Origin of the sequence: Shewanella sp. cp20 (assembly GCF_000832025.1) — a bacterium.
Taxonomy (GTDB): domain Bacteria; phylum Pseudomonadota; class Gammaproteobacteria; order Enterobacterales; family Shewanellaceae; genus Shewanella.
In genome coordinates this window covers 155,132-171,039 of record NZ_JPII01000017.1, presented here as the reverse complement: position 1 = coordinate 171,039, position 15,908 = coordinate 155,132, and the positions used below count along the sequence as shown (strand labels likewise).

Below are 15,908 nucleotides of genomic sequence, written 5' to 3'. Positions count from 1 at the left end.
TGTGTCTGTCCTTGCTCAGAGTCGGGAAAAATCATTGAAAAGGGCGATACTCATCAACATTAGCAGCAAGGCTGCCCCAAATCTGAATCCAATTTCCTGCACCTTTTCCGGTACAGGCCTGCCTGTGATCACTTCGATGAAGTAATATAACAGATGCCCGCCATCAAGCACGGGTAAAGGCAATAAATTAATAATGCCTAAATTCACGCTGATTAATGCCAGGAATCCCAAAAAGTAAACTAATCCGTAATTGGCGCTGCTTCCCGCGCCCTGAGCGATGGAGATAGGGCCGCTCAAATTCTTCACCGACACGTCACCGGTAAATAACTTGCCGATCATCTTAATGCTGACCGATACAAGTTGCCATGTTTTATCCGCGGCAACCCATAGGGACTCGCCGACGCCATATTCGAGTTGCAGACGCATCTCATCGGGCCAAGGTGCCTGAGTCGGCGCCACGCCGATCACCCCTTCCACCTTACCACCATCAATGGTACGGGCCTTAGGAGTAACATCAAATTTAAGCTGTTCGCCGTCGCGTCTGATGGTCACGTTAAGCCGCTTGTCGGCGGCGGCCTTAACCTTAGTGACAAACTGATCCCAGTCGCTATAGGCACGGCCGTCGACGGCAACCAAGGTATCGCCGACCCTCAGACCCGCGGCGTAGGCAGCGCCATCTTCGTCGACAAATCCCAGTTCAGGGGTAATGGCGGGTCTATAGGGGTTGAGACCTAAAGAGGTAATGGGCGACTCTGTCTCTGGGTTAAACTTCCAGTTGCGAGTATCGAGCTTATAGGTACGCTCCTCCCCCATCACGCCAGATAGGGGCGCCAAGGTCACATCAATGGCTTCATCGCCGATATGGCCCACCAGGGCATAGGTCACCTCTTCCCAGTTGCGCACGCTGCTATCGCCAACGGCAATGACCTGCATCGGCTTGTTGACCTTAACCACAGCCGCGGGGGAATCAGCCTGGGTCGATTCGATCACCGGCTTTATCGAGGGCACACCTATGAGGTACATGATGTACAGGGCAAAGATGGCAAAGACAAAATTTGCCATAGGGCCGGCGCCGACGATGGCGATGCGCTGCCAGACTGATTTGCGGTTAAAGGCCTGTGGCTTAAGCTCATCGGCAACGGTATCGACCCGCTCATCGAGCATCTTGACATAGCCACCCAGGGGGATCATGGCCACAACATATTCGGTACCATCGGCACCGATTTTGCGCCAGATAGCCTTACCAAAACCGATAGAGAAACGCTCAACTTTCACGCCACAGCGTCTGGCCACCCAAAAGTGACCATATTCATGGGCCGTGATCAGAATCCCAAGGGCAATGATGAATGAGCCCAAGTTCCACAAAAAGTCTAGCATTCCTCTCCTTATCTCTGCTTCTGTTGGCGCGAGCCTAAAAACTTAATTGGCGCGCCTTAAATCTTATTTGGCGTGAGCCTTAAAGCTTGGCGACTCGTTCCTGCGCCGCACGCCGTGTCAGGCTGTCCAGCGCCAAAATGTCTTCTATGGTGTCTAAGCTACGCTGCTCGACATGGCTTAGGCAATACTCATTTACCCGGGCGATATCGGTGAAACGTATCTTGCCGGCCAGGAAGGCCTCTACCGACACCTCGTTGGCCGCGTTCAATACCGTTGTGGCTTCCTGCCCCTGCTCGCAGGCATCTATGGCCAGCTTCAAACAGGGAAAGCGGTTGAAGTCGGGCTTAAGAAAGCTTAACTGTCCGACTTTGAAAAAATCTAAAGGTTCAACGCCCGCCGAAATTCTTTGCGGATAGGCCATGCAGTGAGCGATAGGGGTGCGCATGTCTGGGTTGCCCATCTGGGCCAGCACGCTGCCATCCTTATACTGCACCATAGAGTGAATCACGCTCTGGGGATGCACCACCACCTTGAGTTGGTCTTTGGTGGCGTTAAACAACCAGCGAGCCTCGATATACTCGAGCCCTTTGTTCATCATGCTGGCAGAGTCGACCGAGATCTTGCGGCCCATCGACCAGTTAGGATGTTTGCACGCCTGTTCTGGCGTCATCTGACTCAGGCTATCGAGATCCGAGCTGAGAAATGGTCCGCCGGAACCTGTCAGCAAAATATGTGAGATACCCGCACCGGCCAAGTCACAGGCGCCAATGGCCTGCTGAGCAGGCTCGGGCAGACACTGGAAAATGGCGTTATGCTCGCTGTCTACAGGTAACACCTTGGCGTTTGAGCCCTGCATCGCATCGATAAACAGGCGACCCGACATCACCAATGATTCTTTGTTGGCCAGCAGCACTCTTTTACCGGCCTTAACCGCCGCCAGTGTCGCCGGCAAGCCCGCCGCGCCGACGATGGCCGCCATGACGCAGTCGACCTCGGGGAGCGCAACGATGGCCGCCAGCTCATCTTCACCAGACGAGACGGCAATCGCCATATGCCGCGGCAAGCGACGCTGCAACTCGGCCGCCGCCTGTGGGTCGACCATGTGGGCGATCGATGGATTGTGCTTGATACACAAGTCCAGCATCTTATCGACGCTCTTATGGGCAACCAGGGCAAATGCCTTGTAGGCCTCAGGATTTTGCTCGATAACGCTCAGGGTACTGGCACCGATAGAACCTGTGGCGCCCAGAATCACCATTTTCTGCATGGTTACATCCAAAATGCGATATAAATTAGGGTAAAGATAGGCAGTGCCGCCGTCAGGCTGTCGATGCGATCCAGCACACCACCATGACCCGGCAATATGGTGCCCGAGTCTTTAATCTCGGCCACCCGCTTAAACATACTTTCAGAGAGATCCCCAAGGGCAGAGACCAGGGCAACAAACAGGGTAACACAGATCACTAGCCCCAGCTCCTGCTCAGGGGAGACCATCATGACACCGGCCACTACAACCATAGTGGTCACCAGGCCACCGAGAAGCCCCTCGACGGTTTTTGCCGGGCTGACGTTTGGCATCAACTTGTGTTTGCCCAGGGCCTTGCCGGCGAAATAGGCGCCTGAATCGGTCGCCCATACGGTCAGCATCACCAGGAACACCAGGGAGCCGCCATAGTAAGGCATGCTCGCCGTGCTCAGGGCTTTTAGCGCGATCAACGCAGTGAAACAGGGAACTAAGGTCAGCTGGCCAAACATGGACTTGAGCATATGGCTCTTGGCCCACAACGCCGAACTTTTAGGGAAACTCAGCACCAAGAGGAGTGAGATGGTCCACCACATGGCGCCAATGAGGGTGATGGCCAGATAGACGGGGTGCATTTGCCCCTTAAACCAGATCTCTTCGGTGGGCACCAAGAGGTTTAACGCCACCAACAAGATGCCTATGGTCAGGGTGAAACTCCACTGGGTCACATTACAGCGCTTGTCTATGATGCGTCCCCACTCTTTGGCAGCGATCAAAAATACCGCCACCAAGGCCCATGAAAAATACTCCACAGGGAAAAAGAAAATGGCTCCCATCACCAATGGGATCAACCATACTGCTGTTATTATTCTATGTTTTAGCAAAACTTTCCCTCTTATATTTATTACTCAGCCTGCAAAGTCTCAATTTGAGAACCCGTCAATCCAAAACGGCGCTGCCGGGTAGCAAATACGGCTACCGCATCTTTAAAGGCTTGTTCATCAAAATCTGGCCACAACACATCAGTAAACACTAACTCTGCGTAGGCCGCTTGCCATAACACAAAGTTACTAATGCGAAAATCGCCACCGGTGCGAATCATTAAATCAACTTCCGGTTGATTTTGCATGCTTAAATGCTGACTTAGCGCCTCCTCGGTGAACTGACTGCTGGTCATTTCACCAGATTCCACCTTTTTGGCTAAGGTTTGCGCCGCCTGCACTATGTCCCAACGACCGCCGTAGTTAGCGGCCACATTGAGAATTAAACCATCGTTGTGAGCCGTCTTCTCCATCGCCGCGGCGATCTGCTTCTGCAGTCGGGCAGAGAAACGGCTGGTGTCCCCTATGACGTTGAGCCTTACACCGTTTTTATCCAGTAGTTTTATTTCTCGTTGTAAAACGGTGAAAAACAGCTCCATCAAGAGGCTGACTTCTTTCTCGGGTCTGCGCCAGTTCTCACTGGAAAATGCAAACAGGGTTAACGAACCTATCCCCATCTCTCGTGCCATACTCACGGCGCGACGAACAGTCTTCACACCGGCCTTATGACCCACGACACGGGGTTTGCCCTGTGCCTGTGCCCAGCGCCCGTTACCATCCATGATGATAGCCACGTGCTTGGGGATAGACTGTTTTACCAGCTCTGCGAGTGCTTCATTAGATAACTCAGAGCCAGATTGAGATTCGATTGACATCTATTACAACCCTTAAAAATAGCAAACGCCGTGTAGTATACCCCTACACGGCGTGCGAACTCTAGTAACGAAACAGGGAGATTAGACTTCCATCAACTCTGCTTCTTTTGCCGCCAAGATCTCATCGATCTGCTTGATGTGAGCATCAGTAAATTTCTGAATTTCATCTTCGGTGCGGCGTACATCGTCTTCGGTACACTCTTTCTCTTTCTCTAACGCTTTCACGTCAGAGTTAGCGTCACGACGCACGTTACGTACGGCGATACGACCGTTTTCAGCCTCGGCGCGAACGACCTTGATCAAGTCTTTACGACGCTCTTCGGTCAGTGCAGGCAGTGGAATACGGATAGTCGTACCGGCAGACATTGGGTTTAGGCCCAGATCTGAACTCATGATCGCCTTCTCAACGGCTGCAATCATAGTGGTATCGAAGACTGTGATTGCCAGTGTACGAGAATCTTCGATCGATACGTTACCCACCTGCTTAAGCGGCGTTGGCGTACCATAGTAAGGCACCTTGATTGAATCAAGCAGACTTGGGTGAGCACGACCAGTACGTACCTTAGCCATTTGATTCTTAGTCGCTTCAACACACTTCGCCATGCGGCTCTTTGCATCTTCTTTGATTTCGTTAATCACGTTAAATATCCTTAAATTCGTTCGTATCGGGTTATTTATTCGGCAGTCTTACGGCTACTTCTGATAAGCGTACCTTCATGGTCGCCCATGATAACACGTCGTAGCGCACCAGGCTTGTTCATATTAAACACTAAGATAGGCATATCGTGATCTCTTGCAAGGGTAAATGCCGCAAGATCCATCACTTTCAATTCTTTTTCTAGGACTTCGCCATAACCCATCTCGTCATACTTCACCGCTTCAGGGTTCTTGACCGGGTCATCTGAGTAAACACCATCTACCTTAGTGCCCTTGAGCACCACTTCGGCTTCGATTTCGATACCGCGTAAACAGGCGGCAGAATCTGTGGTACAGAAAGGATTCCCCGTACCGGCAGCGAAGATCACTACTCGGCCAGATTTAAGCAGGCTAATCGCTTCGGCCCAGTTATAGTCGTCACACACACCTTTCAAAGGGATGGCCGACATCAGACGGGCATTCACATAGGCTCTGTGCAGCGCATCGCGCATCGCCAGGCCATTCATTACGGTTGCCAACATGCCCATATGGTCACCCACCACACGGTTCATACCGGCTTGTGCCAGGCCTTCACCGCGGAACAGGTTACCGCCACCAATCACAACACCTACCTGAATACCAAGCTCGACCAGCTCTTTAATCTCTTGTGCCATGCGATCTAGCACCTTGGGATCGATGCCAAAGCCCTCTTCGCCCATCAGGGCCTCGCCACTCAGTTTGAGAAGAATACGTCGAAAAGCAGGTTTTGGATTTGTGCTCATAGTTGTTTATCCTGATAAATGCCGATGGGTAACGTGCCAATTATATAGGAAAAAAAGCGCTCTGCAGCAATCTAATTGGCATAATAAAACCGCAGCGAATGCTGCGGTTTTTAGGGTATCTTACAACTGGCTATTAAGCCTTAGAAGCGGCGATTTGCGCTGCTACTTCAGCGGCAAAATCTTCTTCTTTCTTCTCGATACCTTCACCAACTTCTAGACGAATGAAGTTAGTTACTGTAGCGCCTTTCTCTTTTAGGATTTCGCCAACAGTCTTCTTAGGCTCCATGATGAAAGCTTGACCAGTCAGTGATACTTCACCGGTGAACTTCTTCATACGGCCAGAAACCATCTTCTCAGCGATCTCAGCAGGCTTACCTTCGTTCATTGCGATTTCGATCTGAACGGCTTTCTCTTTTTCAACAACTTCAGCTGGTACGTCTTCTGGGTTAACGTAGTCAGGCTTAGAAGCAGCAACGTGCATAGCAACGTGCTTCAGAGTCTCTTCGTCAGCTTCGCCAGAAACAACAACACCGATACGGTCGCCGTGACGGTAAGAAGCTTGGTTAGCACCATCGATGTACTCAACGCGACGAACGTTGATGTTTTCACCGATTTTAGCAACTAGCGCAACACGAGTTTCTTCGAACTGAGCTTGTAGATCGGCGATAGTCACCTTACCTGCTGCAGCAACATCTAGAACTTCGTTAGCAAATGCTAGGAAGTTAGAGTCTTTTGCAACGAAGTCAGTTTGACAGTTAACTTCTAGAAGTACTGAGAAACCTTCGCCTTGCTTGATCAGGATAGTACCTTCAGCAGCGATGTTACCCGCTTTCTTAGCAGCCTTAGCAGCACCGCTCTTACGCATGTTTTCAATCGCTAGCTCAATGTCACCATTGGTTTCAGTTAGCGCTTTCTTACAATCCATCATGCCAGCGCCAGTACGCTCGCGTAGTTCTTTAACTTGGGCAGCAGTAATTGCCATTGTTAAATCCTCTATAGGTAACTCTACAAATCAAATGTGAAAAAACAGGGGCCTGTGGGCCCCTGTTCACCAATTATCTATCTTGGTTAATAAGGGCGATGAAATTCATCTCGCCTTTATTATTCAGCTTCTACGAAACCGTCTTGCTCAGCTTGTACCGCTAGGTCTTGACCACGACCTGCTTTAGCAGCCGCTGCTACTGACTCAGCATACAGACGAATTGCACGCATAGCGTCATCGTTACCAGGAACGATGTAGTTGATGCCGTCTGGAGAAGAGTTAGTATCAACAACAGCAACAACTGGAATACCTAGGTTGTTAGCTTCTTTAATAGCGATATGCTCATGGTCAGCACCGATAACGAAGATAACGTCAGGTAGGCCGCCCATGTTCTTGATACCACCAAGAGACTTTTCTAGCTTCTCAAGCTCACGAGTACGCATTAGCGCTTCTTTCTTGGTCAGCTTGTCGAAAGTACCGTCTACAGACTGGCTCTCAAGATCTTTTAGACGCTTGATTGATTGACGACTGTTTTCCAGTTAGTCAGCATGCCGCCCAACCAACGGTTGTCAACGTAGTATTGATCACAAGAAATAGCAGCTTCTTTGATCGCTTCGCTTGCAGCGCGCTTAGTACCAACGAAAAGTACTTTACCTTTCTTAGATGCTACGTTGCTGATGAACGCTAGTGCTTCATTGAACATAGGCACAGTGTGCTCTAGGTTAATGATGTGTACACCGTTACGAGCGCCGAAGATGAAAGGCTTCATCTTTGGGTTCCAGTAACGAGTTTGGTGACCGAAGTGAACACCGGCCTGAAGCATGTCGCGCATTGAAACTGTAGTCATTTTTTTACCTTAAAAAATTAGGGGTTAGACCTCCACGCATCCCATATCTCCGACCTAAATAGGCACCCCGAAGAACGTGTCGATACGTGTGTGATTTAGTATTTAGTCATAGCCATGTATAATGGCCGCCACATTCGCTCTGAGATGGGGTAACAATGCACCTCATCGACAAGAGTCAAACATAACGGCGCGCTTTATACCATAATATCGGCGCCAACACAAATTTTTAGCGCCCTGAGGCGCCCCGAATTCGACTACCGACACAACAGAGAAAGCTTAATGAGTATAGTGATAAAAACCGCCGAAGAGATCGAAAAAATGCGCGCGGCAGGCAAGCTGGCCGCCGAAGTATTAGAGATGATTGCCCCCCACGTTAAGGCAGGGGTCACCACAAACGAACTCAATGATATCTGTGCGAAATATACCGAAGAGCAAGGCGCGATTTCGGCCCCGCTGGATTATCACGGCTTTCCTAAATCTATCTGTACTTCCATCAACGAAGTGATCTGCCATGGTATTCCCAGCGATCGCGCCCTCAAAGATGGCGACATCATCAATATCGACATCACAGTGATCAAGGATGGCTACCACGGCGATACCTCAAAGATGTTCCTCATCGGCGATGTCAGCGCGAAAGACAAGCGCCTGTGCCGTGTGGCACAAGAAAGCCTATATGAGGCGATCAAGAAGGTACGTCCTGGCATGAAACTGGGCGAGATCGGCACCATCATCGAAAAGTATATCAAGAGCAAGAAAACCGGCCTGGAGAAATACAGTATCGTGACCGACTACTGTGGCCATGGCATCGGCGCCGGCTTCCACGAGGAGCCACAGGTGATGCACTATAAAAACAATGACAAGACGGTACTGCGTCCTGGCATGTGTTTCACCATCGAGCCGATGATCAACGCCGGTCGTCACACCAGTGTATTGGATAAGGACGATAACTGGACCGTCACTACCTCCGACGGTAAAAACTCGGCCCAGTGGGAACACACCCTGCTGATCACGCCAACTGGCGTGGAAGTCCTGACTCTACGCGAAGAAGAAAACTTCCCCCGCATCATCAACCACTAATCGCACACGCAGCTAAATTGTGGTTTACTCCCATAGCAGGCCATCCGGCCTGCTATGCTCGCTCTGAGGTTAAGGACTGCAATGAACACTGCGCTAACAGCTAAGAACGCCCTAAAACAACAAAACCAAGAACTCCTAGAACGTTTCAGCGCCGGCGAATCTGTCACCGCCCTGGTCAGCCAACGCTGCCGTTTCGTCGATGAACTCCTCATTGCCCAGTGGCAAGCCCATCAACTCGATGAAACACCCATCGCCCTGATCGCCGTCGGCGGCTATGGCCGTGGGGAGCTGCACCCGCAATCCGATGTGGATCTGCTGTTCCTTATCCAAGGCGCGCTCGCCCAGAGTGACGAAGCCAAACTGAGTCAATTTATCGCCTTCCTCTGGGATTCGGGTCTCGAGGTGGGCCACAGCGTGAGAACCCTGGATGAGACCATAGCTCAAGGCAAGGCCGATATCACCATAGCCACCAACTTGCTCGAAGCCAGATTACTCTGCGGGCCCCAGGCCATGTTTAACACCCTGTATGACAAGGTGCGCGAAGGTGACTTCTGGCCCGCCAGCGACTTTTTTGTCGCCAAGCGCGATGAACAGGTCATGCGCCACGCCAAGGCCAGCGCCTTCGATCTCGAGCCGAATCTTAAATCTTGCCCTGGTGGCCTGAGAGACATCCAGACCATCACCTGGGTAGCGATGCGCTACTTCGATGCCAGCTGCGCCGAGGAGCTGGTCGCCCATGGCTTCCTCGAGCAGGATGAACTCGAGGAGCTGCTCGAGTGTCAGGGTTACCTGTGGCAGCTGCGCTTTGCCCTGCATCTGATCTCGGGGCGCGACGAGAACCGCCTGCTGTTCGATCTGCAGCGCCAGGTAGCGGAGCTTCTTGGCTACAAGGATGAGACCCAGCTTGCGGTCGAGCAGATGATGAAGCGCTACTACCGCACCGTGCGCCGGGTGATGGAGCTCAACCAGATGCTGCTGCAACTCTTTAAGCGCGCCACCTTGGGCCACACCAAGGAGCTGGAGATCCAGCCCATCGACGAACAATACCAGCGCCGCGGCAGTTTCATCGAATCTCTCCAGACGGACCTGTTTAAGGACCCAGTGGAGATCATGCGGGTATTTTTACACGCGGCCCGCAACTCCAACATCAAGGGGATCTACGCCCCTACCCTGCGCAGCCTAAGACGCGCCCGTCGCGCCCAGCAGGCGCCGCTGATGGACAATGAGGACTGCCGTAAGGTGTTTTTAGAGATACTGCGTCATCCACGTGGTATCGCCTCACTCTCCTTGATGCACCGCCACGGCATCTTATCGGCCTACCTGCCCGCCTGGCGTAATATCGAAGGGCAGATGCAGTTCGACCTATTTCACGCCTACACGGTCGATGAGCATACCCACAGACTACTGCTCAACATCGACAGGTTCTCGCAGACGGAGCAGAAGGATGAGTTCCCTCTGGGCTCCATACTGATCAATCAGCTGCCCAAGAAGGGGCTGCTGGTGCTCGCGGCCATCTTCCACGATATCGGCAAGGGACGCGGCGGCGATCACAGTAAGCTAGGCGCCGTCGATGCCCAGGACTTTTGCGATCGACATGGCCTCAACAAGCATGATGGCCGCCTGGTCAGCTGGTTGGTGGAGAATCACCTGGTGATGTCGGTGACCGCCCAGCGCCGGGATATTTCCGATCCCGATGTGGTGGCCGAGTTTGCCGACCGGGTGCGCGACGCCGTGCACCTGAGTTACCTCTACTGCCTCACGGTCGCCGATATCTGCGCCACCAACGAGAAGACCTGGAACAACTGGAAGGGCTCGCTGCTGCGCGATCTCTACTTCTCCACCCAGAGGGTACTCGCCCGGGGCAAGGAGAAGCCGGTGGATATTCGCGCCCGCGTGCGCGAGCATCAGGCCAAGGCAAAGAAAGAACTGCTGCGCCGCGGTATCAAGGAGAAGAGCCTGGATACCCTCTGGCAGCGCTTCAAGGCCGACTACTTCCTGCGTCATCAACCCAATCAGGTGGCCTGGCACGCCGAGGCGATACTCAAGCACAAGCATGACGAGGCCCTGGTGCTGATCTCCAAGCACACCACACGTGGGGGGACCGAACTGTTTGTCTACAGCCAGGATAAGCCTAAGCTGTTTGCCACAGTGATGGCCGTGTTGGACAACAAGAACATCAATGTGCACGACGCCAATATCATGACCTCAAAAGATGGCTACGCACTGGATTCTTTCGTCATTTTAGAGCAAGATGGCAGCCCGGTGTCGCAGATCTCCCGTATCCAGGGGATCAAGAAGGCGTTGGTGAAAGCACTAAGCAATGACACGGCAAAACTGCCAAAATTTAAGAAGCTACCGCGTAAGATGAAACCCTTTAGGGTACCGACGCAGGTGAGCTTCCTGCCAGCGCGCAAACCAGGCACCAGCATGATGGAGCTGATCGCCCTAGACAGCCCAGGGCTACTGGCTAAGGTGGGGGATATCTTTTATCGCTGTGAGATCACCCTGTTAGCGGCAAAGATCACCACCATAGGCGAGCGCGCCGAAGATTTCTTTATGTTGCAGACACGAGATGGGCAGCAACTGAACGAGACACAACAAGAGGCGCTCAGTGAAGCACTGGCCAAGGCGCTCGATACGCATAACCAAGTTTAATCAACAGACTATTTTACGATAATTGGGAGACGTTAATGGAGGCTTTACGCCAACGTATAGAAGCAGCTTTTGAAGCTCGCGCAGATATCACCCCTACCACAGTCGAGCCGAGTGTTCGTGCCGACGTTGAAAAAGCCATCGCCATGCTGGACACTGGTGAAGCACGCGTTGCCGAGAAGATCGACGGCCAGTGGCATGTGCATCAGTGGCTGAAGAAAGCCGTATTACTCTCTTTCCGCATCTTCGACAATCAAGTGATCGACGGCGCAGAAACCAAGTTCTTCGATAAAGTACCGATGAAATTTGCCGACTATGATGAGGCGCGTTTCAAGCAGGAAGCGATCCGTGTGGTACCACCAGCTGCGGTGCGCAAAGGTTCTTTCATCGGTAAAAATACCGTGCTTATGCCTTCCTACGTTAACCTCGGCGCCTATGTCGACGAAGGCACCATGGTAGACACCTGGGCAACCGTAGGCTCTTGCGCCCAGATCGGTAAAAACGTTCACCTGTCAGGCGGTGTCGGTATCGGCGGTGTATTGGAGCCTCTACAGGCCGGTCCAACCATCATCGAAGATAACTGCTTCATCGGTGCGCGCTCAGAGATCGTCGAGGGCGTGGTGGTCGAAGAAGGCAGTGTTATCTCTATGGGGGTATACATAGGTCAGAGCACCCGTATCTATGATCGTGAAACAGGCGAGATCCACTATGGCCGTGTGCCCGCGGGCTCGGTCGTAGTTTCAGGCACCCTGCCATCTCAATGTGGCAAATACAATTTATATGCCGCCATCATAGTGAAGAAGGTCGACGCCAAGACCCGCGGTAAAGTGGGTATCAACGAGCTACTGCGCATCGTCGATTAAGCACTTTCGCGCCTAATCTAGAAAAGCCAGGTGATCACCTGGCTTTTTTATTCCTTTAGGGATAAACAGACACATTCTGTTACTCCCAGACACAGTCAGATCCACTCCTCATATACCGATACATTTCGCGACAAATCGCTAACAGCTTTTCACTACATAAAGGGCTTTACTCATAATCGATCCCAACGGAAATATGCTAGGAGCACAAAATGAAAAAGTTACTAACGATTGCCGCCATCGCATTAGCCCCACTGGCTTTTTCTTCTCAAGCCGCCATGTCGCCTCAGATGGAAAAAACCTTAGTTGCCGTATGCAAGGCCGGTGCAAGCAACAACATGGTTGAATTTAGCAGTACACTCAGAGAGTATCGCATCAATAAGCAGCGCGTGTTCCCACGCCTAGTATGTAATGATCAGAGCTTCCATCAGTTTGCCCTAAGCAACGGCGCCGATCGCACCGCCGCCAAGATTGCCCCATACGCCCTGGGTACTGTGACCATTAAAGATATCGCCATGAATTATGGTGACCAAGATATCTTAGCCGTTAACTTCTAAACCAATAGCTAACGAGTCTAAGACAGAAGCTACGCTAGATTGCCGATAAAAAAGAGCCTAAAGGCTCTTTTTTATTGGGGTTCGCTGATAAGTAAGCTCGCTAAAACACCACCGTCTTATTGCCGTAGACAATCACCTCTTCTTGCAACACCAGTTGCAATGCCTTACTGAGGACGCTCTTCTCGACATCCCGGCCACATCTGGCCAGCTCCTCGGCGCTGTAACTATGATCCACTGGGATCACGTCCTGCTTGATAATCGGCCCTTCATCCAGACAGTTATTGACGAAATGGGCCGTGGCACCGATGATCTTCACCCCTCGCTCCCACGCCTGGCGATAGGGAGAGGCGCCAATAAAGGCTGGCAGGAAAGAGTGATGGATATTGATGATACGATTGGGGTACTGCTCAACAAATTCAGGGGTCAATACCCGCATAAATTTCGCTAACACCAGGTAGTCTGGGTCATATTGCGCTATGACTGCTAGCATCTCCTGCTCATGTTCATGGCGGGTCTTGCCCTCGTGAGAGACACAGTAGAAAGGCACATCAAACTTGTCGGCCAGCGGCTTGAGCGTATCATAGTTGCCAACGATAGCGGCTATCTCCACATCCAGACCACCATAGTAGGCCTTCATCAGGATATCCCCGAGGCAATGCGCCTCCTTGGTCACCATCACCACCACACGCTTCTTGCCCTTGACCACCAGCTTACGATGTCGCTGCTCAGGAAGCACCTCATCGATATCGGCCAAGAACTTCGTCTCATCGAACACACCTTCCAACTCTGTGCGCATGAAGAATCGCCCCTGAGCATTATCGACAAATTCACTATTCTTAACGATATTGAGCCCGTGAGCATAACAAACACCTGTGATCTTAGTGATAAGTCCTGGTGCGTCGGCACAATCTGTGATTAATACTCTCTGTTGCATCTTCTCTACCTCTTAATGTCAAATTCTCACTATTTGTGCCTATCCAGATAGCGTTGCAATAAACGCCTGATACTCTCCGCTTTCGTGCCATAAACCAGCTGAACACCGTTTCCGACCAACACCACCCCCTTAGCCCCCAGCTGATTCAGCTGAGCCTTGTCCACCAACTCGGCATGCTTCACGCTGATACGCAGCCGTGTCAGGCAGGCGGTTAATTCATTGATATTATCCTGCCCCCCCAGGGCGGTGATCATGGAGATCAGGCCGGCCCGCTGGCCGCTCCCCGCCTCCATGCGTCCCGGCGTCTTGAGGTTAAAGGCCAATATGGCGCCGCGAAACACCAGATAATAGATAACCGCCGTGATGGGACCGAGGATCAAAAACCATTCTACATTTCTCGACTGTCCCAGCAATAGACTGAAATCGACTAAGCCATGGGAAAACACCACGCTGTGGTGGATATCCAGTGAAATCGTCACCGCATAGGCAATCCCTGTCATCAGGGCGTGCAGAATAAACAGCAGCGGGGCAACAAACATGAAGGCAAACTCGATGGGCTCGGTAACCCCAGTCAGCCAACAGGCGGTGGCCGCCGACAGCATGATGCCAGCCACCCGATTGCGCTCATGTTTATCGGCGCAGCGCCAGATGGCCAACGCCGCCGCGGGCAGCCCCCACATCTTAATCAGGTAGCCACCAGCTAGGTTACCGGCCTGCGGATCTCCCGCCAGGTAGCGGGCCACCTCTCCCCTTACCCATTCATCACCATTAAAATATTGCCCCATCTCCAGGTAGAAAGGCGCATTCCAGATGTGATGTAACCCAAGGGGGATCAGCAGGCGTTCCACCATGCCATACACGGCAAACGCCGAGGCGGGTTCCTGATAAACGGCCCAGTTAGAGATCAGCTCAATCCACTGTGAAAGCAAGGGCCACAACAACAGAAATAGATAGGCCAATAAAATAGCCATAGGCAGCATCATCAGGGGCGCCGAACGACGCCCTTCAAAGAAAGAGAACACTGCAGGCAAGCGTATGCGCTCGCTATGTTTGACCGCAAAACAGGTAAAGGCCCCCACCATCATGCCACCGGCAATCCCTGTGTCTATGGTGGCTTGCCCCAAGATCATCTCGGTGGGTAACTGATGGATCTTCGCCAGGGCCGACAGGCTAGAGAAAAATACCCCATAACCGAATACGGCGCTAAAGGCGGCAATCCCCTGATCTTTGCAGAAACCTATGGCTATGGTGACGGCAAACAGCATGGGCATCATGGAGAAAACCAGGTTGCCCACGGTCCACATTAGGGTGGCAAGATCGGCCGAAATAAAGGGGATGGGATTAGTCGCCAGGCCTATCATCACGCCCGCAGCAGGCAAGATGGCGATAGGCAGCAGCAGTGCTTGGCTCAGCCGCTGGGCAAACTTAAACCATTGACGACTGATCCGACTTAATCGGCCGCGCGGTCGTTGATGAGTTGGGTCCATTGGGTTAACCATGCTTTTGCTTCTACTTCCGGCTCCATCGTCTCACAGGCGTCTATCTTAAGCAGTTCGCCTATGCGTGTGCCGCCAAGCTCAGTCAACAACTCATCGAAACGTATGCCGGCAAAACAGAAGGTCTCGTAACTCGAGTCCCCCAGCGCCACCATGCCATATTCGAGTTTAGGCAGATAGGGCGCCTCGCCCCTCAGGGTCTCAAACCAAGGGCTGATATCATCGGGCAGATCGCCCTGGCCCGTGGTAGAGGTCACCACCAGCAGCAGCTCATCTTCGGGTGGTACGAAACCATTGAGCGTCTCAGGCGTCATCAGAGTAACCTGGATATCTTTGGCCATCAGCTCTTCTTGCAGGGTCTCGGCAACAAACTGCGCATTGCCATAGACAGTTCCATATACCAGATTCACTTTTCTCATGTTTTACTTAGCCCTTAGCGCATTATTTACTTATACTCTAAACATACTTTATTGAAAGCTTGATAGCTACACTAGGTTATTGAGTTTCAAGGATCAATTAGATGCGACACTCGAGCCGACAGAAACATCTAAAGCATGTTCACCGCAGCGCGCACATCAGGCGCATGTGTTATTTCAGAACCGTTCAGTCCCTCTCGCTCAATCCACATCCCCCATCAGAAACAGACGCCCCCGAAGCGAAGCTATCGCCCCTATCAGCAATCAAATCGGCCTGCGCACTGGTAAAGTAACCACAGGCCCTTAGCCTTGAGCAACAGACGTTTTGCTTTGAGACATTCTGTTTTCGAGGC

General features: G+C 52.0%; 14 protein-coding genes and 1 pseudogene. 4 read left to right on the top strand and 11 right to left on the bottom strand.

The window, feature by feature from the left end; all coding sequences use genetic code 11:
• Positions 1 to 15: 15 nt before the first annotated feature.
• The 8 genes and pseudogenes from rseP to rpsB form a co-directional block, all read right to left on the bottom strand.
• Positions 16 to 1,377 carry a sigma E protease regulator RseP gene (gene rseP / locus DB48_RS05430; RefSeq protein ID WP_041509282.1) on the bottom strand — a complete coding sequence of 454 codons (1,362 nt, stop codon included), beginning with the start codon at positions 1,375 to 1,377 and terminating at the stop codon, positions 16 to 18.
• Positions 1,378 to 1,456: 79 nt separating this feature from the next.
• Positions 1,457 to 2,644: a 1-deoxy-D-xylulose-5-phosphate reductoisomerase gene (ispC, locus tag DB48_RS05425; RefSeq protein WP_041509281.1), complete on the bottom strand. Its 1,188-nt coding sequence runs from the start codon at positions 2,642 to 2,644 to the stop codon at positions 1,457 to 1,459.
• 2 nt (positions 2,645 to 2,646) lie between these two features.
• On the bottom strand, positions 2,647 to 3,504 hold the full coding sequence (locus DB48_RS05420; protein WP_041509280.1) for a phosphatidate cytidylyltransferase: 858 nt from the start codon (positions 3,502 to 3,504) through the stop codon (positions 2,647 to 2,649).
• 20 nt (positions 3,505 to 3,524) lie between these two features.
• Positions 3,525 to 4,316, bottom strand: coding sequence for an isoprenyl transferase (locus DB48_RS05415; protein ID WP_041509279.1), 792 nt, complete (start codon positions 4,314 to 4,316; stop codon positions 3,525 to 3,527).
• An 81-nt stretch (positions 4,317 to 4,397) separates the two neighbouring features.
• A complete protein-coding gene (gene frr, locus DB48_RS05410) occupies positions 4,398 to 4,955 on the bottom strand; it encodes a ribosome recycling factor (protein ID WP_041509278.1) in 558 nt (185 codons plus the stop codon).
• Between the two features lie 35 nt (positions 4,956 to 4,990).
• Positions 4,991 to 5,734 carry a UMP kinase gene (gene pyrH / locus DB48_RS05405; RefSeq protein ID WP_011866430.1) on the bottom strand — a complete coding sequence of 248 codons (744 nt, stop codon included), beginning with the start codon at positions 5,732 to 5,734 and terminating at the stop codon, positions 4,991 to 4,993.
• Positions 5,735 to 5,867: 133 nt separating this feature from the next.
• Complete coding sequence (tsf, locus tag DB48_RS05400; RefSeq protein WP_041509277.1) at positions 5,868 to 6,716, bottom strand: translation elongation factor Ts; 849 nt, start codon at positions 6,714 to 6,716, stop codon at positions 5,868 to 5,870.
• 119 nt (positions 6,717 to 6,835) lie between these two features.
• Positions 6,836 to 7,563: pseudogene (rpsB, locus tag DB48_RS05395) on the bottom strand (30S ribosomal protein S2).
• Positions 7,564 to 7,797: 234 nt separating this feature from the next.
• Between rpsB and map the strand changes: the two are divergent.
• The 4 genes from map (at position 7,798) to DB48_RS05375 (ending at position 12,709) form a co-directional block, all read left to right on the top strand.
• Positions 7,798 to 8,640, top strand: a complete 843-nt coding sequence (map, locus tag DB48_RS05390) for a type I methionyl aminopeptidase (protein ID WP_268747955.1) — start codon at positions 7,798 to 7,800, stop codon at positions 8,638 to 8,640.
• 81 nt (positions 8,641 to 8,721) lie between these two features.
• Positions 8,722 to 11,295: a bifunctional uridylyltransferase/uridylyl-removing protein GlnD gene (gene glnD, locus DB48_RS05385; RefSeq protein WP_041509275.1), complete on the top strand. Its 2,574-nt coding sequence runs from the start codon at positions 8,722 to 8,724 to the stop codon at positions 11,293 to 11,295.
• A 35-nt stretch (positions 11,296 to 11,330) separates the two neighbouring features.
• Complete coding sequence (dapD, locus tag DB48_RS05380; protein WP_041509274.1) at positions 11,331 to 12,155, top strand: 2,3,4,5-tetrahydropyridine-2,6-dicarboxylate N-succinyltransferase; 825 nt, start codon at positions 11,331 to 11,333, stop codon at positions 12,153 to 12,155.
• Between the two features lie 209 nt (positions 12,156 to 12,364).
• The gene (locus DB48_RS05375; protein ID WP_041509273.1) at positions 12,365 to 12,709 is read left to right on the top strand and encodes a DUF3718 domain-containing protein; all 345 of its coding nucleotides are present in this window, start codon (positions 12,365 to 12,367) and stop codon (positions 12,707 to 12,709) included.
• A 100-nt stretch (positions 12,710 to 12,809) separates the two neighbouring features.
• Here the strand turns inward: DB48_RS05375 and purU are convergent, their stop codons facing one another.
• From purU to DB48_RS05360, 3 genes are read right to left on the bottom strand one after another with little or no spacing between them, the layout of a single operon-like run.
• Positions 12,810 to 13,643, bottom strand: coding sequence for a formyltetrahydrofolate deformylase (gene purU, locus DB48_RS05370; protein WP_041509272.1), 834 nt, complete (start codon positions 13,641 to 13,643; stop codon positions 12,810 to 12,812).
• 29 nt (positions 13,644 to 13,672) lie between these two features.
• Complete coding sequence (locus DB48_RS05365) at positions 13,673 to 15,142, bottom strand: PTS transporter subunit EIIC (RefSeq protein WP_041509271.1); 1,470 nt, start codon at positions 15,140 to 15,142, stop codon at positions 13,673 to 13,675.
• The gene (locus DB48_RS05360) at positions 15,094 to 15,558 is read right to left on the bottom strand and encodes a flavodoxin (protein WP_041509270.1); all 465 of its coding nucleotides are present in this window, start codon (positions 15,556 to 15,558) and stop codon (positions 15,094 to 15,096) included. Before DB48_RS05360 ends, DB48_RS05365 begins: the two co-directional genes overlap by 49 nt.
• Positions 15,559 to 15,908 lie beyond the last annotated feature (350 nt).